Genomic DNA, 19,392 nt, shown 5'->3' on the forward strand with positions numbered 1-19,392 from the left:
CTCTTCCCGTCGCGGCCGTCGCTCCTCCACCATGGGCGGCATGCCGCTCAACGACCTTCCGTGGTGGCGCTGGCGCAGCAACGTGCGCTCGGCGCTGCACATGCTCTCCGATCCCACCTTCCACCACGAGTGCTGGCTGGCCGGCCGGGAGGGGTACGGCGACGTCACCGACGCCGTGTACCGCCTGGTCGAGGACACCTGGCTCGACAACTGGTCCGCCGAGAAGTACGTCGGCACGATCTTCCGGGACGCCACCGAGGCCGCCCTCGTGGACGCCGCCGTGCTGCGGGTGCTGCGCATCATGCACCAGGTCGGCGCGGACGCCCCCGTCTCCGCCTACCTGGAGCACCACGGCTGGCCGGAGGCGGTCGCCGCCACCCGCGAGGCCCATGTGCTGCTGTCCACCAACGACGGCGAGGACCCGGACGTACCGCCCCGCTCCCTGGACGTGCTCCGCATTCTGACCAGGTCCGCCTGAAGGCGCGTCGTTGTGGCACGCTACGGGGATGACCGCGCCGCAGCCTGCCGACACCGCCTCCGACCAGTACGTCCTCACGCTGTCCTGCCCGGACAAACAAGGCATCGTGCACGCCGTGTCGAGCTATCTCTTCATGACCGGCTGCAACATCGAGGACAGCCAGCAGTTCGGGGACCACGACACGGGTCTGTTCTTCATGCGCGTCCACTTCTCGGCGGGCACCCCGGTGACCGTCGACAAGCTGCGGGCCAGCTTCGCCGCGATCGGTGACTCCTTCGCCATGGACTGGCAGATCCACCGCTCGTCGGAGCGGATGCGGATCGTGCTGATGGTCAGCAAGTTCGGCCACTGCCTCAACGACCTGCTCTTCCGGTCCCGGATCGGCGCCCTGCCGGTCGAGATCGCCGCCGTCGTCTCCAACCACCCGGACTTCGCCGAGCTCGTCGCCTCGTACGACGTGCCCTTCCGGCACATCCCGGTGACCCGCGACAACAAGGCGCAGGCCGAGGCGGAGCTGCTGGAGCTGGTCCGCGAGGAGAACGTGGAGCTGGTCGTCCTGGCCCGCTACATGCAGGTCCTCTCGGACGACCTGTGCAAGCAGCTCAGCGGCCGGATCATCAACATCCACCACTCCTTCCTGCCGAGCTTCAAGGGCGCCAAGCCCTACCACCAGGCGCACGCGCGCGGCGTGAAGCTCATCGGCGCCACCGCCCACTACGTGACGGCCGACCTCGACGAGGGGCCGATCATCGAGCAGGAGGTGGAGCGCGTCGGCCACGGCGTGACCCCGGACCAGCTGGTCGCGATCGGCCGCGACGTGGAGTGCCAGGCGCTGGCCCGCGCCGTGAAGTGGCACGCGGAACGCCGCATCCTGCTCAACGGCCGCCGCACGGTCGTCTTCGACTGAGCGGGGCCCCTAGAGCCGGCTGAGCGAGGCGGCCGCGAAGAGCACGTCGCGGATCGCCTCGCGGTCCCCGCGCTGCCCGGCCGCCGCCTCCACGGGCGGCACGTGCCCCGCCACCAGCCGGCAGAACTCCACGCCGTCCAGCGCGACCTGCGCCACCGTGTGCTCGGCCGAGCCGAGCGCGGCGGGCGAGTCCAGCGCCACGTACCAGTCGCCGCCGCCCGAGCCCTCGATCTCCAGATGCAGCGAGCGCCCCGGCGAACCGGCCGTCACCAGCTGCCGGGCCGGTCCCGCCAGCCCCGACCGCCGCCGCACCGCCAGCGCGGCGGGCAGCATCCGGACCGCGAGGTCGATCATCCGGTGCAGATGCCCGGCGGACGGCGGCTCGTACGGGTAGTCCACCGCCTTCGCGATGTCCCCCGCGTGCACCCAGCACTCGAAGGCCCGGTCCAGCAGGGCGTCCTGCAACGGCAGCGCGAAGTCCCCGTACGACACGGACAGGTCCGCGACCCCGCGCCCGGCGAACGACACCGTCCGGATCAGCGTGTGGCTCTGCTCCCGCCACGGTTCGCGCACGGCCCGGGTCGGCGGAACCCGGGTGGCGGACCAGTACGACTCGGTGCGCGCGGTGGGGGAGAGCGTGCCGGGCAGCGGGTCGTCGAGCCCGAGGGCGGCGCCGACCAGGCCGTCCACGGTCATGAGGTGCCCGATCACCCCGGCGACGGTGGTCCGGCGGCCCGCCTCCCGCTCGCCCTCGAACCACTGCAGCCGCACCGGGGCGTGCCACTCGGCGCTCCCGATGTCCCGCAGCAGCGCGTCGAGCCGCGCCGTCTCGGCGTCGTACGGGGCGGCCCAGCCGGGCACCGGGATCTTCGCGGGCCGCCGGCTCAGGCAGTTCTCCAGCACCCGGGACCGCAGCAGCGGGTCCAGGTCCAGGCTGCCGTCGGTGTGCAGCAGCCCGACCGCGTCCCGCAGCCGCAGCGCCTCGTCCGCGCAGGGCGCGCACTCGGTCAGGTGCGCCTCGACGGCCGCGGTCTCCTCGGCGGAGCACGCGGCGAGCGCCCAGGCCCCGAGGAGCGCCTGGAGCACGCGGTGCGGCAGGACGAGGGCGGGCGGTGCGGGCTCCTCCGCGACGGGCTCGGGCACCGGCTCGGGCTCAGGCTCCGCGACGGGTTCCGCCACCGGCTCCGGCGCCGGTACGGGCGTCAGGTCGGCGAAGTCGTCCGCGGCGGGACGGGGGCCCGGTATGCGCCGGGCGCCCCGTACCTCCTCGTCGCGGCCTTCCTCGTCCCGGCCGCCGGCGCCGTCGCTCACAGCGCCCTCCCGTATCCGGGCGGCGGGGCGCCCTCCAGCGGCCGGGTCCGGGCGGTGGACAACAGCTGCAGCCCGAGCCGCAGCCGGCGCCGCGCCTCGTCCTCGGTGACCCCGAGGTCCGCCGCGGTCTGCCGGTAGTCGCGGCGCTGCACGTATGCCAGCTCCAGGGCGGCCCGCAGCGGCGCGGGCATGGACGAGACGATGTAGTCGGCCCGGGCCGCCGCGGTGGCCCGGCGCACCCGCTCCTCCAGCCCGTCGGGATCATCCGGGTCGTCGCGGTCCTCGTCCCCGCCCCGGCGCAGCCGCCGCACGGACTCGCGGTGGGTGAGACGGGCCACCCAGGCCCGCATGGAGCCCTGCCTCGGGTCGTACGCGTCCGGGTTCTCCCAGACGTAGCCGAAGACCTCGCGGGTGACCAGGTCGGCGGCGTCCTCGTCGTCCAGCATCCGGTGGGCCTGGCTGTGGACGAGGGCGGCGAACCGGTCGTACATCTCGCCGAGCGCGGCCGCCTCGCCGTGCGACAGCCGCTGCTGCATCCTGCGGTCCCAGCGCGGTGGTGCGTTTTTGGCCATCCGACCCTCCACCCCCTCCGCCATCGGCCCCGGGCCGTGCCAGTCCCTCTCATCTCCTGCTCGTCCTGTCCGAATGTAGTCGGCCGCCCCGGTCGGGCACGCCCCTTTACGACAAGTACGTCTGCGAACACGCCGTCCTCCCGAGGTCGGTGTTTCGCGAGGGGCGTGTGGGGGCAGCCGCCAAGGAGGAACCCGGACCTCCGGATCACCGGGTTCCCCGGAATCCCCGGAACGAGAGGCCCAGTCACGTGACCCTGAAAGTCTCGGAGACCGAGCGGGGCGGATGGACCGTGCTGCACATAGGCGGGGAACTGGACCTGCTCACCTCGGCCACGGTCCGCCAGTCCGTGCACGACGTGGTCGCCGTGGGCCGCCACGACGTCGTCCTCGACCTGTCCGGAGTCCAGTTCTGCGACTCCAGCGGGGTCGGGGTGCTCATCGCCCTGCGCCGCCTGATGCGGTCCTGCGGGGGCCGGCTGCGCCTCATCCTGCCCGCCCGGGGCGCGGAGGAGGGCTCCCACGTCAACCGCGTGCTCGCCGCCCTCGGCGTGCGCCGCTTGTTCGAGGTCTACCCGGACTGGGACGCGGCCGTCGACGAGGAGGCCGAGCCGCTGACGGCCTGAAACCGTCGTCGCGGTCCCTTGATGCGCGGCTGTCACGGGGCTGGGGCCTGCAAGTGACACGTGACGCCTGAACGCGTCGTACGCTCCCCGCATGGACAGCGCAGAGTATGAGCGCAAGATCGCCTTCCGCTTCGCCGCCTTCGACCAGGACGGCAACGGATACATCGATCGCGCGGATTTCAACGCCGCCGCGGCCCGTCTGCTCACCGAGTTCGGTACGACGGCCCGCTGCGACAAGGGGCAGGCGCTCTACAACGGCGCCGAGGCGTTCTGGCAGGGCATGGCGGGCATCGCCGACGTGGACGGGGACCAGCGCGTCACCCGTGAGGAGTTCGTCGGCGGGGCGGTGAAGCGGCTGCGCGACAACCCGGAGCGGTTCGCGGAGATCGCCCGCCCGTTCCTCCGCGCGGCGCTCGCGGTCGCGGCCGGCCCGTCCGGCGACCGCAGGGCGCCGGTGCCGGCCGTGGAACGTGCGCTGAAGGTCCTCGGCGCGAGCCCGGACGCGGCGGCGTTCGCCGCGCAGAGCCTGGACACGGACCGGGACGGCGGGGTCGTCGAGGAGGACGCGGTGGCCGCGCTCGCGGCGTACGTGACGGTGATCGAACCGCACCAGGAATCGACCCACCCCACGGCGTGACGCAGCGCGACGGCCGGTCACCGGAACCGGCTCGTGTCCTTTGCGTGATTCGTCACGGGGTGGAGTCGGTGTCCGCCTCGGGTACCCTCCGTGGGATGCGAGTGGTTCTGGAACCTGGCGGTCCGGGTGCGGCCTGTGCGGCGCCCCGGGTCCGCGCGAGGTGTGCTGCTCGCGGTCGGCGCAGCGGGGCCGGGCCTGCCGGGAAGGCGGTTCCCCGGCGCGTGCGGCGTCACTGTTCGACTCTCCGCAATGTGCGTCGCACAGTATGCACTACGCGTACTCCTTCGCGCTGGAATATGCCCGAAGCGCTTGTTGCGGTGACTGTACGTCAACCATGCTGTCGTGCAAGGGAATCACGTTCCGTGACCCTGAGGAGGCGCGAGGCGATGTGTCCGCCGGTTCGGATGGTGTGAGCGGTGCAGGTGCTTCAGGTTCAGTTGGAGGTCGGGCCCGACCCCGCGGAGGTCGGACGGGCCCGCAGATGGGCGCGCTCACGGCTCGCCGGGTCCGGGGTGCGGGACGACGAGCCGCTGGCCGAGACCCTCATCCTGCTCATCTCGGAGCTCGTCACCAACGCGGTCGTGCACACCGGCTGTCCGGCCGTGCTGCGCATGCTGTTCGGCTCGACGGACTCCCCAGACTCCCCGGACTCCCCGGGCGGCGCCGGGACCGTGCGGGTCGAGGTGGCCGACGCCAGCTGCCGCCCGCCGCAGCAGCGGCACGCGCGCGGTGAGGACACCGGCGGCAGGGGCCTGGAGCTGGTCGACGGCCTGGCCGACCGCTGGGGCTGGCAGCCGGAGGGCGCGGGCAAGCGCATCTGGTGCGAGGTCGACCGCAGCGGCCCGCTGATCCAGGGCCGGCTCCAGCCCGGCGTCCACGGCGCCGAGCCGAGCCCCGCGGTCCCCTAGGCCGCCTGGGTCCCTTAGGCCCGGTTCCCGGCCGCCGAGCGGAACGTGCGCCGGTAGACCGTCGGGGAGACGCCCAGCGCCGCCTGGAGGTGCTGGCGCAGGGACGTGGAGGTGCCGAAGCCGGCGTCCCGGGCGACCTGGTCGATGGACAGGTCGGTGGACTCCAGGAGCCGGCGCGCCAGCTCCACCCGCTGCCGGGTGAGCCACTGCACGGGGCTGACGCCGACCTCCTCGCGGAACCGCCGGGTGAACGTGCGTACGCTCATCGACTCCTGCTGGGCCATGTCCCGCAGCAGGATCGGCCGTTCGAGCCGGGCCAGTGCCCAGGCCCGCGCGGTGGTCGTCGTGGCGAACTGGGTGTCCGGGACGGGCCGCTGGATGTACTGCGCCTGCCCGCCGTCGCGGTGCGGCGGCACGACGGTGCGCCGGGCGACGTCGTTGGCGATGGCCGTCCCGTGGTCGCGGCGCACCATGTGCAGGCAGAGGTCGATCCCGGCGGCGACCCCGGCGGAGGTCAGCACGTCGCCGTCGTCGACGAACAGGACGTCGGGGTCGACCCGCACGGCGGGGAACAGCCGCTGGAAGTGGTCGGCGTGGGCCCAGTGCGTGGTGGCGGGGCGCCCGTCGAGATACCCGGCGGCGGCCAGGGTGTAGCTGCCGGTGCAGATGGACACCATCCGGGTGCCCGGCCGGACGTGTGCGAACGCGGCGGCCAGTTCGTCGGTCAGCCGGCCCTCGTCGTACACGGGGCCCAGTTCGTAACTGGCCGGGATGACGACCGTGTCGGCCGTGGCGAGCGCCTCGGGGCCGTGGCCGACGGTGATCGTGTAGTCCGCTTCGGTGTGGACCGGGCCCGGCGGGCGTACCGAACAGGTCACGACGTCGTACAGCCTCCGCTCCCGTTCCTGCGGTTCCAGGGGGCGGGCGAGCCCGAAAATCCTCTGGGGGATGCCCAGTTCGAAGGGGAGCAGCCCATCGAGGGCGAGAACGACGACCCGGTGCGGCACGGCGGGCTCCCTTCGGTCCGTTCCGGTCGGCGAAAAGTGCCTAGCTGGTATAGACCATAAGCTGATACATGTCATCGCTGTGAAGGAAAAGTCAGCAGACACCGTGCGCATTCCCGCCACGGACCCCGAGGCCGCCCACGGCGGTCCGTCCCCTCTCCCGCCCCTGCCGCCGCTCTTCGAGGAGTCCGGCGGACAGCTCTGGAGCCGTAACTTCAGGCTGTTCTTCATCGCCCGGACCGCCGCCGTCTTCGGTGACGGCATGATCCCGGTCGCGCTCACCGCCGGGCTGCTCGGAGCCGGCCGCCCCGCCTCGTCCGTCGGTTACGCGCTGGCCTGCTGGATGGGCCCGCTCGCCGTGTTCGTGCTCTTCGGCGGCGTGCTCGCGGACCGGTTCACCCCGCGCCGCATGATGATCATCGCCGACGCGCTGCGGCTGGTCGGCGCCTGTCTGCTCGCCGTCTCCTTCGCCGCCGGCAACCCGCCGCTGTGGGCGGTGTACGCGCTGAGCTCGGTGGCCGGTGTCGGGGCGGCGCTGTTCCAGCCGGGCGTGGCGTCCACCGTGCCGCGCGTGGCCCCGGACGTCCAGCGCGCCAACGCCACGCTGCGCGTCTCCGAGGCGCTGATGACCATGGCGGGCCCGGCCTTCGCGGGCGTCCTCGTGGGCCTGGCGAGCGCCGGCGCGGTCTACGCGGCCAACGCCTCCACCTTCCTGGTCTCCGGGGCGTGCCTCTTCCTGCTCCGCCTGGCCCCGGCGCCCTCGGACGAGGCGCCGCGCGGCTCCTTCATGGCCGAACTCGTCGACGGCTGGAAGGAGTTCACCGCCCGGAGCTGGCTGTGGGGCGTGATCGCGGTCTGGACGGTGTACGGCTTCGCCGTGCTCGGCCCGATGCTCCCGCTCACCGCCGTCCGGGTCACCGAGGCGCACGGCTCGGGGACGTACGGCGCGATGATGGCGGTGAACGGCGCGGGCAGCGTCGTCGGCGGCCTGCTCGCCCTGCGTCTGCGCCCGCGCCGCCCGCTCGCGGCGGGGGCCGTGGCGCTGACCGGGGTGTGCGGGAACCTGATCGTGCTGGGCCTCGGGCTGCCCGTGGCGGCCCTGGGCGCCGGGCAGTTGGTGGCGGGCGCGGCCTCCGCGTTCTGGCTGGTGATGTGGTCGACCACCGTCCAGACCCACGTACCGCCCGAGTCCCTGAACCGGCTGCACGCCTACGACGTGGCCGGCTCGCTGCTGATGGTCGCGGCGGGGCGTGCGCTGGCGGGCCCGGTCGCGGACCAACTGGGCACGGGCGAGGTACTGATCGCCGGGGCGGTGATCAACATGCTGACGGTGGGCGTACTCCTCGCGGCCCGCCCGATCCGCCGCCTGGAACGCATCGGCCAGCCCCACGGCACTACTTGTTGCGCGCCCGCTCCTCCGACTGCTGCATCTCGATGACCCGCAGGACGTGTGCGCTGGTCTGCCGGCGCACACTCCCGGCGACGAGCAGCCCCGTACCGGCCACCGAGAGCGGCGCCGAAATCCCCAGCAGGGTCAGCTGCTTGGGCATGGTGGTGTCCATCTCGCAGATGGACGAGGCGCGGAAGCAGTACAGCGAGTCGTCGGTGTCCCAGATCAGGAAGCCCAGCCAGGCCCACAGCACGCAGGCGATGAGCAGCAGCAGGGAGCCCCAGCCCTGCATCAGCGAGGACCCGTGGTTGAAGTGCTGGCGTTCGGCCCACTGCATGAAGTTCCCCCGGGGACTTGGACGGAGCGGTGTGCGCCAGATCGTACGCGTATGCGGATGGCACCGGGGCCGTGGCCCGATTCTTGCGAACCATGTCCCTCGGGCCACTCGTGGGGAAGGGTTCCTCGACCGGATGCTGGGCGCGTGAATCCGACAACCGAGAGCGCCGTCCCCGTCGCCCCGCTGCCGAACGCCCCCCGCGCGCCCGGCCGGTGGCGCGTCCACCGCGCCTGGATCGTCGCCGCCGTCACCTTCGTGACGATCATCGGCGGCGCCGCCATCAACGCCCTGCCCGGGCTGCTCTTCGACCCGCTCCAGGACGAGTTCGGCTGGTCGCGCGGGGAGATCGGGTTCGCGGTCTCCATCGACATGGCGCTGTACGGGATCACCGCGCCGTTCGCCGCCGCGATGATGGACCGGTTCGGCATCCGCCGGGTGGTGGCCGTGGCGCTGAGCGCGATCGCGGCCGGGGCGCTGGCGAGCGTGTGGATGACGGCCGCCTGGCAGCTGATGCTCTACTGGGGCGTCCTCGTGGGCCTCGGCACGGGTTCGATGGCGCTCGCGTTCTCCGCGACGGTCACCAACCGCTGGTTCACCGCCCGGCGCGGCCTGGTGACCGGCGTCCTCACCGCCGCCGGCGCCTCCGGCCAGCTGGTCTTCCTCCCGCTCTGCGCGTGGATCGTGGACCGGCACGGCTGGCGCCCGGCGTCGGTGACGGTGGCGCTGGCCGCCCTGGTCGTCGTCCCGTTCGTGTGGCTCCTGATGCGGGACCACCCGGCGGACGTGGGGCTCGCCCCGTACGGCGGGGAGTACGTCGAGAAGCCGGCGCCCGCGCGCGGGGCGGCGGGCCGGGCCGTCCGGGTGCTGTTCGACGCGGCCCGTACGGGACCGTTCTGGCTGCTGGCCGGGTCCTTCGCGATCTGCGGCGCCTCCACCAACGGCCTGATCCGTACGCACTTCGTGCCCTCGGCGCACGACCACCACATGCCGATCACCGCCGCCGCCTCGCTCCTCGCGGTCATCGGGATCTTCGACATCATCGGCACGGTCTTCTCCGGCTGGCTCACCGACCGCTTCGACGCCCGCCGGCTCCTCGCGGTGTACTACGCGCTGCGCGGGATCTCGCTGCTGTTCCTGCCGCTCCTGATGCAGGCCACCGTCGAGCCGCCGATGGTCCTGTTCATCGTGTTCTACGGCCTGGACTGGGTCGCCACCGTCCCGCCGACCCTGGCCCTGTGCCGGGAGCAGTACGGCGAGGACAGCGCGATCGTCTTCGGCTGGGTCCTCGCCTCGCACCAGGTGGGCGCGGCCCTGGTCGCCTTCCTGGGCGGGGTGGCGCGGGACCACTTCGGTTCGTACAACGTCGTCTGGTACGCGGCGGGGGCGCTGTGCGCGGTGGCGACGCTGATGGTGCTGGTGATCCGGCGGGTACGGGAGCCCGCCGGGGCGGCGCTGGTGGCGTAGGGCCAGAATGCGTGCGGGAGGGGGCCCGCATGACGGAGAACACCGCGTGGCACGTACGGGAGCGGACCGAGGCGTCCGACGGCCCGTCGAATGTCTGGACGGGGCAGGCGATCGTGACCGGGGCGGTCGCGTTGTTCGTGGGCACGGCGCTCGCCGTCGAGGTGCACGGCTTCGCGGAGCTGGCCATGGACGCGCCCGCGCCGCCGGACGGACCCGGATGGGCGCTGGTCCTGCTGCCGTTCCTGACGTGCTTCGGCGCTCCGTTCGCGCTGTTGGCGAGTCTCCTGGTGGCGCTGCCGACGGTGTCCACGGCTCGTTGGGTGAGCGCCCGGACGACCGGGCCGGACACCTGGTGGTGGGTGCCGGTCGTCGCCGTGGTGGCGGTGAGCGCGGGCGTGTCGGTCGTGGCCGTCATCCGGCAGCCGGGGTCCGGCCCGCTTACCGTGGCCTGGCTGGTGAGTGCGCCGCTGCTCACCGGATCGGCGCTCCTGGCACGGGACGCCGCACTGCATGGGCGCCGGATCCTGCGCGTCTTCGGCTACGGAGCGCTGGCGGCGGTGGCGGTGGCCGGCATCGCCGGTGCCGCGTACGGGACCGGGGTGGTCACCGAGTACCGCCCGCCGACGATGGACGCCGCCGGGCTCGCGGGCACCTATACGGACGGACGCGGCGGCACCCTGTGGCTGGCCGCCGACGGCACGGCCCGCGCGGAGGACCTCAAGTTCCACTGCACGGGCGTGGGTACCTGGTCGTACGAGCCCGACGGCCCCACCGCCTGGGACCAGCTCGTGCTGCTCAGGGTCACGGACTGCTCGCTCGACTGGCGGATCAACGGTACGCCGGAGCACCCGAAGCTGAATCGGGAGTACGGCACGGCGGACGACCCGCACTGGTACACCCTCGCCCGCTGACGCTCAACCCCGCTTCCGGGCAACCCGCTTCGCGATCTTCTCCGCGTCGCGGGCCAGTTCGCGGAGCATGCCGCTGATGGGGTTGGTGAAGCCGGTGAAGTAGAGGCCGGGGGCCTGCTTGGGGGTGCGGGCGCCGTGCACCAGCGGGCGGCCCCGGCCGTCCAGTGTCCCGAGGTGGCCGACCAGGGGTTCGAGGGCCCGGCGGTAGCCGGTCGCGGCGATCACGGCGTCCGGGGTGACCCGGGTGCCGTCCGCGAGGACCACCGCGTCCTCGTCGAACGATTCGACGGCCGCCACCGGGACGACCCGGCCGCGCTTCACCGCGTCGATCAGGCCGACGTCCTGGACGGGGATCGCGCCCTCCTTGACGCGGGAGTACAGGCCCGTGTCCGGCCGGGGCAGCCCGTGCGCCGACAGGTCCGGCACGGCCGCGCGCGCCATCAGGCGGCCGGCCCGGTCCACCAGGGCGACGGGCAGCCGGCGGACCAGGATGCCGGTGGCCTGCGCGGGCCAGCCCGCCGTGGAGCGGCGCACGATGTGCGGGACGGTGCGCACCGCGAGGCGTACGCGGGAGGCGCCGCCCTCCACGAGGTCCACGGCGATCTCCGCGCCGGTGTTGCCGACGCCGACGACCAGGACGTCCTTGCCCGTGTACGGGGCGGGGGAGCGGTAGTCCGAGGCGTGGAGCAGTTCGCCGGTGAACGTCTCGCGGCCCGGCCAGTCGGGCAGGTGCGGGGTGTGGTTGAAACCGGTGGCGACGACGACGGCGCGGCCGGTCAGCTCACGGCCCCCGCTCGCGCTCAGCCGCCAGCCGCTGCCGTCCGCCGCCCGGTCGATGCGGGAGACCTCGACGCCCGTGATCACTTCCAGTTCGTGGTGCTCGGCGTACTTCTCCAGGTAGCGCACCACGTTGTCGCGGGCCACCCAGCGGCCGAACTTCCTGGGCATCGCCAGCCCGGGCAGCGCGGACCAGCGCCGGGTGGTGTGCAGGTGCAACCGGTCGTAGTGGCCCCGCCAGGACGCGCCGACGCTCCCGGACTTCTCCAGCACGACGGCCCGGACGCCCCGCGCGCGCAGGGCGGCCGCGGCGGCCAGTCCGCCCGGACCGCCGCCGATGACGTAGACGGGGCGGTCCTCGGTGAGGTCGGTGGGGGCCGGGGAGGTGCTACCGGCGGTAGGTGCGCTGTCGGACATGCTTCGGAGGGTAATCGCGTGACTCCTTGATGGGTCTCGGTCAAGACCGGAATCGATTGCGAATTGATCACGGTCGAACGCGGGTGCGGTCGCGGCCCCCGGGCGTCGGCCGGAACGTGCCCGGTGGCACGCTGGAGGGCCCGATCCGTACGGCCGTGAGGGAAGCATCCGTTGAGTACCGGCAGCTACTACGAGCGCATCGACGCCCACCACTACAAGCCGACCGCGCACGCGAGCGGCGCGTGGAGCACGGACGAGGTGCACTTCAGCCCGCTCGGCGGCCTCCTCGTCCACGCCGTCGAGCGCCACCTCGCGGACCGGCCCGGCGAGCGGCTGCTGCTGTCGCGGGTGAGCTTCGACATCCTCGGCCGGCTCGCCCTGGACGAGTGCGAGATCCGCGTCGAGACCGTCCGCCCCGGCCGCACCATCGAGCTGGTGGAGGCCGTCGCCCTCATCGCGGGCCGTCCGGTCGTACGGGCCAGGGCCTGGTCCCTCGCGCCCGTGGACACCACCGAGGTCGCCGACGGCGAGGACGACCGGCTCACCCCGCCGGAGGCGCTCGCGCCCTGGCCGATGGCCGACCTCTGGCCCGGCGGCTACATCGCCTCCCTGGACGTCCGCCCGCTCGCCCCGCCCCTGCCCGGCCGCACGACCGCCTGGATCTCCACGCCGCTCGACCTCGTCGCGGGCGAGACCGCCGGCCCGGTGGCCTCGTACGTGGCGCTCGTCGACACCGCCAACGGCATCGCCGTACGCGAGCAGCCGACCGAGTGGATGTTCCCCAACGTCGACCTGACGATCCACCTGCACCGGCAGCCCGAGGGCCGCTGGACCGGCCTCGACACCACGGTCGTCTTCGGGCCCACCGGTCAGGGGATCACCAGCACGGTCCTGCACGACGTCAACGGGCCGGTCGGCCGGGCGGAACAGATCCTCACCGTCCGCCCGCTCTGAGGGGGCTCACTGCTTCCTGCGGCGTTCGCGCAGCCCGGGGCGGCGGATGCGGACGCCGCCCACGCCGCAGGAGCCGCTGAGCCTCAGCAGCGGCGCGCCCGGTGCCCGCTCGCCCGTGACCTTCGACTTCAGGCCCCCGAGCGCCGGATCCAGCGCGTCCGTGTCCACGCCCCAGCCGTCCGGGACCACGATCCGGGCACCGCCCATCTGTCCCTCCACCTCCACCTCGATCACGCGCAGCCGGCACTCGGTCCGGCTGAAGTCGAGGTGGGCGCCGCCGATGCCCCCGTGGACCACGAGGCGCGGCGGGACCTGCCAGGCGCCCTTGCGCTGCACGCCGTGGATGCCACCGCGCAGGACCAGCGGCTCGCCCGTGCTCTGCGCGGCCGGGCCGCCCAAGTCATCGGTGAGCGGGGCGAGTTCGCCGTACGTCTTCGCCGTGAGGGCCAGCTCGAGCCGTTCGTTCAGCTCGTCCAGGTCGATCCGCCCCTCCGCCGCAGCCTCCCGCAACTGCTCCACCACCGCCTCGCGGTCGTCATCGGATGCGCGCAGGCGGGCGGCGGAACGGGCGAGTTCGGCAGTCATGCACCTGATGATACGGAGACCGGGGCGGTTCAGCGCCGCCTGGGCCGCTCCATCCACGGGCCGAACTCGCTCTCCAGGACCAGCCGCCCGAGCTTCCGGTACTCCGCCAGGACCGCCGCGACCAGCTGCTCGGTGTCCAGCGGTCGGCCCGTCTCCGCCGCCTGGTACGCGGCGGTGACCGCGCAGGCCCGGATCGAGCCGCCCGTCAGCTCGAACCGCTCCGCGCACGTCACCAGGTCCAGGTCCGGGGCGCGGGGGATCTCCGTACCCAGGCAGCGTTTCCACAGGGCGAGCCGCTGCTCGGCGTCCGGTACGGGGAAGTCGGCGACCACGTCGAGCCTGCGGGTGAACGCCTCGTCCAGGTTGGCCCGCAGGTTGGTGGTGAGTACGGCGATGCCGTCGAAGGACTCGATGCGCTGGAGCAGGTAGGCCGACTCCACGTTGGCGTGCCGGTCCTGCGCGTCCTTGACCTGTGAACGCTTCCCGAAGACGGCGTCCGCCTCGTCGAACAGCAGCACCGCGTTGACGTCGGACGCCTCGACGAAGATCCGCTCCAGGTTCTTCTCGGTCTCGCCGACGTACTTGTCCACCACGGACGACAGGTCGACGACGTACAGCTCCATGCCCAGGTCCGCCGCGACGACCTCCGCCGACATGGTCTTGCCCGTCCCGGACTCCCCGGCGAACAGCGCGACGATGCCCCGCCCCCGGCCGCCGCCCGGCCGCATCCGCCACCGGCCGAGCACCTGGTCCCGGTGGCGGGCGCGCAGCGCCAGGTCCGACAGCTGGCGTCGGGTCGCCGGGGGCAGCACGAGGTCGTCCCAGCCGACCGTGGGCTCGATGCGGCGGGCGAGCCGGGCGAGCCCGGCGCCGTTCTGGGCCCGGACGGCGGTCCGCAGGTCCTCCGGCGCCACCGGGCGGCCCTCGAGGGCGGCCAGCCGGGAGGCCACGGAGGCGGCCCGGCGGATCTGGCCGGAGTCCAGCCGGTAGGCCCGGGTGGCGTCGGCGAGGCGGTCGCCGGCGGCGGCCTCCGGTCCGTCGGCCCCACCGGCCTCGGCGAGCGCGCCGCGCCACCGCCGTACCGCGTCCGCCGGGTCCGCCGGGTGCACCGTGACCGTCACCGGGCTCTCGGCGGCCCACAGCGGGTCCCAGTGCTTCTTCCCGTACAGGATCAGGGGCGAGCCGCCGCCGACCGCCGCGCAGAGCGCCCCGAGCAGGGCGGCGCCCTTCGGCTGCTCCGGGGTCAGGGTCTCCAGCGGGCCGAGGACGAGACCGCCGCCGCTCAGCCGGGCCTCGGTCGCCAGCATGCGTACGACGCGGTCCGGTTCGGGCGCCGCCGCCAGGGCCGCCGGGTCCACGACGAGCGGGCGCTGCCCGGCCGAGGCGAGCGCGGCCGTGGCGAGGCGGGCCGGGTCGCCGCCCCGGTCCAGCAGATGCACCAGACCGCTCCCGGTGCCGGCCGCCGCCGCGACGCGCAGGGTGACCGGGCAGTCGTCCGGCTCCTCCCGCCGCCCGGCCGCCCGGACCAGGCCGTGCACCCGCGCGTCCACCTCGTCGTCCCCGAGCAGATGCGCGGTGATCCGGTCCGGGACGCGCAGCACCCGGGAGAGCAGGGGGCGTTCGGGCTCCAGCACCTCCACCAGACCGGCCGCGACGAGCGGCGCGGACGGCGAGAACCGGAACCGGCCGGGGCCCGCGCAGGGCAGGCCGCACAGTTCGAGCGCGAGGCCGATCGTGGCGCGGCGCCGGGTCAGGTCGTCGTTGAGATACCCGTACAGCCGCTCGAACCGGACGTCGATGTCCGGCGCCATGGCGACGAGCAGGAGGTCGAGATCCGGCGCGACCAGCCCGAACCGCTCGGCCAGCCCGGCGACCCGGCCGCGCTCGGGCGGGGCGTCGGGGCCGGGGCCCGGTACGGGGCGGAACGCGTCGCGTGAGTCCAGGACGCGTTCGGCGGCGGCGGGCGTGAGGTACTGGCCCCGGAACGGATCGTCCGGCTCCGGATCGGCCTCCCGCCGCAGCGCGACGGCGAGCCGTACGCGGTGCTCGATGTGCCCGAGCCGCTCCCAGAGATCCGCGAGTGCGGTGTCAGGTGGGGCGGCGAGCTGCTGCGCGGTGGTCACCGGGTCGCCCCGCCCCCGCGCCTGCGCCGCCCCGGGGGCAGCTGGCGCTCGCGCTCGGCGGCGAAGCCCTCGCCCGCCGGGTCCGTCGCGCCGTCCTCGAAGCGCAGCCGCCGCCCCGGCTCCGCCGCCTCGCCGTCCACGGCGGGGGCGGTCCGTACGAGCAGGCCCTCGGTGACCGGCGGTCCGGCCGGTTCGACCTCGCCGGACAGCGGGGCCCAGACGCGTACGTCGATCGCGGCCTTCAGCTCGCCGCCCAGCGCGGACCACACGTCCACCGTGGACGGGCGGTCGCCCGTACCCGCCGAGGCCGCCTCCATCTCGACCGTGAGGCCGAGGCCGGCGAGGCTGCCCGTCAGCATGCGGCCGGGCAGGGCGCGCGTGCGGATCAGGCAGCGCAACACCTCGGAGAGCAGGCGGTGTTCGTCCTGCGGGCGGTTGGTCCACGCGGTGACCAGGTACGTCAGCTCGAACCAGCGCGGTGGCGTCCGGCGGCCGGTGACCAGGCCCTCGGCGTCGTACTCGTCGGACGTGCCGCTGCGGCGGCGCGTCGCGTCCTCGCGGATGCCGTACAGGAAGACGCTCACCGTGGGCGCGTTGCGGCGGGCGGACCAGTCCTTCGTCGGGGCGTCGAAGACCAGGTCGACGCCGCTGTCCTCCAGGCCCGCGTCGACCAGCAACAGCCGCAGCGCCTCGTCGACTTCGTGGATCACCGGCGTCCCATCTCGTCCGGCGGCACCAGGTTGCCCGTCACCACCAGGAAGTCGGTCCTCACCGGGGAGAAGCCGGGCCCGGACGCGGTGATGGTGCGCGGCCCGGTCCGGTCCTTCACCACGATCAGCAGCTGGGCGATGAACGTGCCGTCCCGGCCCGGCAGGGTGGGCGCGGCGGCTGCCGTGATCCCGGGCTTCCAGGCGAGCTTCACCGGGGCGCCGGGCGGGAAGTCCTTGCCGCGCACCGAGGTGACGAACCCGGGCTTGCCGATCTCCGGCACCGAGATGATCCGGGGCTGGAGGATGCGCAGCGGGATACGGGAGACGTTGTCGCCCCGGTCCGCGTCGGTGCCGCTGGTCGTCAGCGTGCCGGTGATCGTGGTCCGCAGGGCGTGGTCGGGGGCGAGCACGACGCGCAGGACCGAGGAGGCGCCCGGCGCCAGGTCGGGGACCGTGCACACCCCGCCGGTGCAGCCGGGCGGCAGCGTGGCCACGGGGATGCGGGCGGGCAGCCCGAGCCGCAGCCGGAGGCCGGTGGCCAGGGCGTTCTCGCCGTTGCGGACGGTGTACGTCACCACGACCCGGCCGCCGACGTAGCCCGGGCTGGGCTGCGCGCGGACGACGACGCCGGGACCGGCCTCGGGTGCGGGCGGCAGGGCGGGGGGCTGTGCGGGCGGCTGTGCGGCCGGGGGCGGCAGTTTGGGCGGTGTCGCCGGTCCGGAGGGCGGCGGGCTGGGCAGGTCGGGCGTGGTGCGGACCCGTACGGCCGTGCCCGTGGCGTTGTCCGAGGGGTTCGGGTCCACGACCGCCCCGGTCACCGACCACCCCAGCTGCCAGGGGCCGTTCGTGACGCCGATGAGCCGCACGGTGACCTGCACCTCGGCACCGGGCGCCAGCAGGCCGAGGCCGCAGGCCGGCGAATCGGCGGCGCACGTGCCCGTGGGGGTGGTCATGCCGTCCAGCCGGACGCCCGGCGGGAGGTCGGCGACCAGCGTCGTGCCGGGCGAGGGCGCCGGGCCGTGGTTGGTGACCGTGACCGTGACGGACACCGAGGAGCCGGTGTCCACGGTGGGCGCGGTGGGCGGGGCGGTGACGGTCAGGTCCACCTTCTGCTGGAACGCGGGCTCCTTCTGGCGGCCCGGCAGCTCCGAGGTCAGCGGGGTCAGGGTGCCGGTGGCCAGGTCGAGTTCGGAGAGCTGCTCCGGCGAGTTCGGCGCCCGGTCCCGGCGGTGGCTGAGGACCAGCCGGGAGGCGTCCGGCGACCAGGCCACGTCACGCGGCTGGTACGGGCCGGTCGCCTCGACGTCCGGGATCTCGGCGGCGCACGCCTTGGCGTCGTCGCTCCGGCCGGACGGGAGGACGACCCGGCACTTCTTTCCGTCCGTCGAGGTGACGACGACGCTGGCGCGCTGGTTGATCTGGTCGGCGCGGTCCTTGCGGTTGAAGGCGATGGACCTGCCGTCCGGCGAGAACGCGGGGCTGTCGTCGATGACCTTGCACTCGCCGGGGCAGCCGCCGGTGCGGCTCAGGTCCTGCTGTTCGGCGAGCTCCTTCACCGGGGCGGTCCACACGTGCTTGATGCCCCCGAGGCCCCGGATGACCTCGGCACGGGTGAACGCGAGCCGGGTGCCGTCCGGCGACCAGGCGGGCTGCGCGTCGGCGCCGGCGACCTCGCCGGCGGGCGGGACGACCTTGCCGGTGATGTGCCCGGAGGCCACGTCCGCGACGAGCACCTGGCTCGTCCATGAGCCGTTGTCGCCGGGCGTGGACCGGGTGAAGGCGAGCCGGGTGCCGTCCGGCGAGAAGGAGGGGTCGGTGTCGCGGTCCCGGGGGCCGCGACCGTCCAGCTTCATGGCCGACGGGTTCGTCCCGTTGGTGTAGGCGAGCCAGATCCGCTGGACCCGCTGCCCGTCGATCGTCTCGAAGCGGGTCACGGCGATGCGCTGCCCGTCGGGCCTGTACGTCTGCCGCTCGGTCCAAGGGTCGTAGCCCTCGGCCGGGTGGAACAGCGGGTCTTCTGCGGGGTCGTCGCTGGTGTTGGTCCGGGCCCTCGGGTCCTCGCGCAGGACGTCGATCCGGAGGTCGCGGGGGTCGGAGCCGTCCTGCCGCATGTCCTGGAGCGTGACGAGGGCGGCGTCCTTCGTGGTCCTGCGGGTGACGACCGTCGTCGGGGAGCCGGCGGGGCCCAGCGCCGCCGGGGTCCCCACCTCGCGGTCCTCGTCGAGCACCATGTGCGGGGCCGGGTCACCGAGCGAGACGATCCGGTAGACGTGGTCGTAGACGGAGCACCCGCAGTCCGTGTTGGGGCTGAGGAAGAGCAGGCCCTCGCCGTCCGGCTGCCAGGCCGACGACCGGGAGCCCCAGTCGTTGCCGAGGCCGGTCAGCACGGGGCGGGCGGTCCCGGGCCCGTCGGTGACCCGCAGCCGGTGCCCGGTGTCCGTGTCGGAGGCCGGCTCGACGTGCAGCGTGTAGGCGACGCGGGACTGGTGGACGTTCAGCGGGTTCCACTCGGGCTCGTCCGCGTCGCCCTCCGCGCTGTCGCTCAGGCACGTCACCGGGCCGCCGTCCAGGTCGCGTGCGTAGACCTGGGTGCCCGGCTCGGGGCCGCCGTCGCTCGCGTACGCGATGCGGGTGCCGTTCGGGGAGAGCGTCGGGGAGGTCTCGTTCGCCGGGGTGTCCGTCAGCTGCCGGGGCTTCGCGGACCCGTCGACGCCCACCGACCACAGGTCCCGGCGGCCGCCGTTCCCGGGCGAGTCGAAGACCACGGTCTGCCCGTCGGGGGAGAGTTCGGGGTGCGCGGCGTCCATGCCGCGGGTCAGCCGGAGTACGGTGCCGTCCGCGTCGCGCAGGTACACCTGCGGGTGCGCCTCGTCGCGGAGGCTGGTGAAGACGAGTGTCCGGCCGCGCCCGTAGGCGTCCTGGTCGTAGTGGGCGGGCCCGGTGGCGAACACGTCCTCGGTGGCCTTCTCCGACGTGACCTGGCCGAGGCTGCGGTGCCCCGTACCGGCGAACGCGATCCGCCCGGTGTCCGACACCGCCGCGGCCGTCGGCTCCGCCACGGGCTGCGCCTGCGGGGCGGACACGGACCCCGCCACCAGCAACGGTGTCAGCAGCACCACGGCACCGCCGAGCCGGCGCAGACGGGGACCCCTCGGACCGCCCACGGTCCACCTCACAGTCTGGTCGATGGTTCTCCACCACGAGCATCGGTCCCATGGCGGCGGCACAACAGGGCCGGGAGTACCCGGAACGGGGAAGAGCGGGTGCCCTTTGCGGCCGGAGCC

The 19,392-nt window shown here is 74.0% G+C and carries 18 protein-coding genes; 9 read left to right on the top strand and 9 right to left on the bottom strand.

The window, feature by feature from the left end; all coding sequences use genetic code 11:
* Positions 1–31: 31 nt before the first annotated feature.
* On the top strand, positions 32–478 hold the full coding sequence (locus OG242_RS18500; RefSeq protein WP_405901650.1) for a hypothetical protein: 447 nt from the start codon (positions 32–34) through the stop codon (positions 476–478).
* Between the two features lie 28 nt (positions 479–506).
* A complete protein-coding gene (gene purU, locus OG242_RS18505; protein ID WP_405899229.1) occupies positions 507–1,385 on the top strand; it encodes a formyltetrahydrofolate deformylase in 879 nt (292 codons plus the stop codon).
* A 9-nt stretch (positions 1,386–1,394) separates the two neighbouring features.
* On the opposite strand, the gene OG242_RS18510 is transcribed toward purU, so the two are convergent.
* Positions 1,395–2,696, bottom strand: coding sequence for a zf-HC2 domain-containing protein (locus OG242_RS18510; RefSeq protein WP_405899230.1), 1,302 nt, complete (start codon positions 2,694–2,696; stop codon positions 1,395–1,397).
* On the bottom strand, positions 2,693–3,268 hold the full coding sequence (locus OG242_RS18515) for an RNA polymerase sigma factor (protein ID WP_405899231.1): 576 nt from the start codon (positions 3,266–3,268) through the stop codon (positions 2,693–2,695). The genes OG242_RS18510 and OG242_RS18515 overlap by 4 nt, the downstream gene beginning before the upstream one ends.
* Positions 3,269–3,516: 248 nt before the next feature.
* Between OG242_RS18515 and OG242_RS18520 the strand changes: the two genes are divergently transcribed.
* The 3 genes from OG242_RS18520 (at position 3,517) to OG242_RS18530 (ending at position 5,436) form a co-directional block, all read left to right on the top strand.
* Positions 3,517–3,891, top strand: a complete 375-nt coding sequence (locus OG242_RS18520) for an STAS domain-containing protein (RefSeq protein WP_093707398.1) — start codon at positions 3,517–3,519, stop codon at positions 3,889–3,891.
* 91 nt (positions 3,892–3,982) lie between these two features.
* Entirely contained in the window at positions 3,983–4,528 is a 546-nt protein-coding gene (locus OG242_RS18525) for an EF-hand domain-containing protein (protein ID WP_405899232.1), read from the top strand.
* A 416-nt stretch (positions 4,529–4,944) separates the two neighbouring features.
* Complete coding sequence (locus tag OG242_RS18530; RefSeq protein WP_405899233.1) at positions 4,945–5,436, top strand: ATP-binding protein; 492 nt, start codon at positions 4,945–4,947, stop codon at positions 5,434–5,436.
* 14 nt (positions 5,437–5,450) lie between these two features.
* Here OG242_RS18530 and OG242_RS18535 read toward each other — a convergent pair whose 3' ends face one another.
* Positions 5,451–6,443, bottom strand: a complete 993-nt coding sequence (locus tag OG242_RS18535) for a GlxA family transcriptional regulator (RefSeq protein ID WP_405899234.1) — start codon at positions 6,441–6,443, stop codon at positions 5,451–5,453.
* Between the two features lie 103 nt (positions 6,444–6,546).
* Between OG242_RS18535 and OG242_RS18540 the strand changes: the two genes are divergently transcribed.
* Complete coding sequence (locus OG242_RS18540) at positions 6,547–7,878, top strand: MFS transporter (protein ID WP_405899235.1); 1,332 nt, start codon at positions 6,547–6,549, stop codon at positions 7,876–7,878.
* On the opposite strand, the gene OG242_RS18545 is transcribed toward OG242_RS18540, so the two are convergent.
* Positions 7,835–8,167 carry a hypothetical protein gene (locus OG242_RS18545; protein ID WP_330453108.1) on the bottom strand — a complete coding sequence of 111 codons (333 nt, stop codon included), beginning with the start codon at positions 8,165–8,167 and terminating at the stop codon, positions 7,835–7,837. The genes OG242_RS18540 and OG242_RS18545 overlap by 44 nt on opposite strands.
* Positions 8,168–8,311: 144 nt before the next feature.
* Here OG242_RS18545 and OG242_RS18550 point away from each other — a divergent pair, with 144 nt between their 5' ends.
* Positions 8,312–9,631 carry an MFS transporter gene (locus OG242_RS18550; RefSeq protein ID WP_405899236.1) on the top strand — a complete coding sequence of 440 codons (1,320 nt, stop codon included), beginning with the start codon at positions 8,312–8,314 and terminating at the stop codon, positions 9,629–9,631.
* A 29-nt stretch (positions 9,632–9,660) separates the two neighbouring features.
* Positions 9,661–10,542 (top strand): hypothetical protein, encoded by an 882-nt coding sequence (locus OG242_RS18555; protein WP_405899237.1) that lies wholly within the window; start codon positions 9,661–9,663, stop codon positions 10,540–10,542.
* Between the two features lie 3 nt (positions 10,543–10,545).
* Here the strand turns inward: OG242_RS18555 and OG242_RS18560 are convergent, their stop codons facing one another.
* Entirely contained in the window at positions 10,546–11,736 is a 1,191-nt protein-coding gene (locus OG242_RS18560) for a flavin-containing monooxygenase (RefSeq protein WP_405899238.1), read from the bottom strand.
* 171 nt (positions 11,737–11,907) lie between these two features.
* Here OG242_RS18560 and OG242_RS18565 point away from each other — a divergent pair, with 171 nt between their 5' ends.
* Complete coding sequence (locus OG242_RS18565) at positions 11,908–12,690, top strand: thioesterase family protein (protein ID WP_405899239.1); 783 nt, start codon at positions 11,908–11,910, stop codon at positions 12,688–12,690.
* Positions 12,691–12,696: 6 nt separating this feature from the next.
* Here OG242_RS18565 and OG242_RS18570 read toward each other — a convergent pair whose 3' ends face one another.
* The 4 genes from OG242_RS18570 to OG242_RS18585 are packed head-to-tail and all read right to left on the bottom strand — an operon-like array spanning position 12,697 to position 19,272.
* Positions 12,697–13,275, bottom strand: a complete 579-nt coding sequence (locus OG242_RS18570) for a DUF1707 domain-containing protein (protein WP_405899240.1) — start codon at positions 13,273–13,275, stop codon at positions 12,697–12,699.
* Positions 13,276–13,304: 29 nt separating this feature from the next.
* Positions 13,305–15,398: an ATP-binding protein gene (locus OG242_RS18575; protein WP_405899241.1), complete on the bottom strand. Its 2,094-nt coding sequence runs from the start codon at positions 15,396–15,398 to the stop codon at positions 13,305–13,307.
* Positions 15,395–16,108 (bottom strand): DUF4255 domain-containing protein, encoded by a 714-nt coding sequence (locus OG242_RS18580; RefSeq protein ID WP_405899242.1) that lies wholly within the window; start codon positions 16,106–16,108, stop codon positions 15,395–15,397. Before OG242_RS18580 ends, OG242_RS18575 begins: the two co-directional genes overlap by 4 nt.
* On the bottom strand, positions 16,105–19,272 hold the full coding sequence (locus OG242_RS18585) for a hypothetical protein (protein ID WP_405899243.1): 3,168 nt from the start codon (positions 19,270–19,272) through the stop codon (positions 16,105–16,107). Before OG242_RS18585 ends, OG242_RS18580 begins: the two co-directional genes overlap by 4 nt.
* Positions 19,273–19,392: the final 120 nt, after the last annotated feature.

The organism is Streptomyces sp. NBC_00727 (genome assembly GCF_045161745.1).
Classification (GTDB): domain Bacteria; phylum Actinomycetota; class Actinomycetes; order Streptomycetales; family Streptomycetaceae; genus Streptomyces.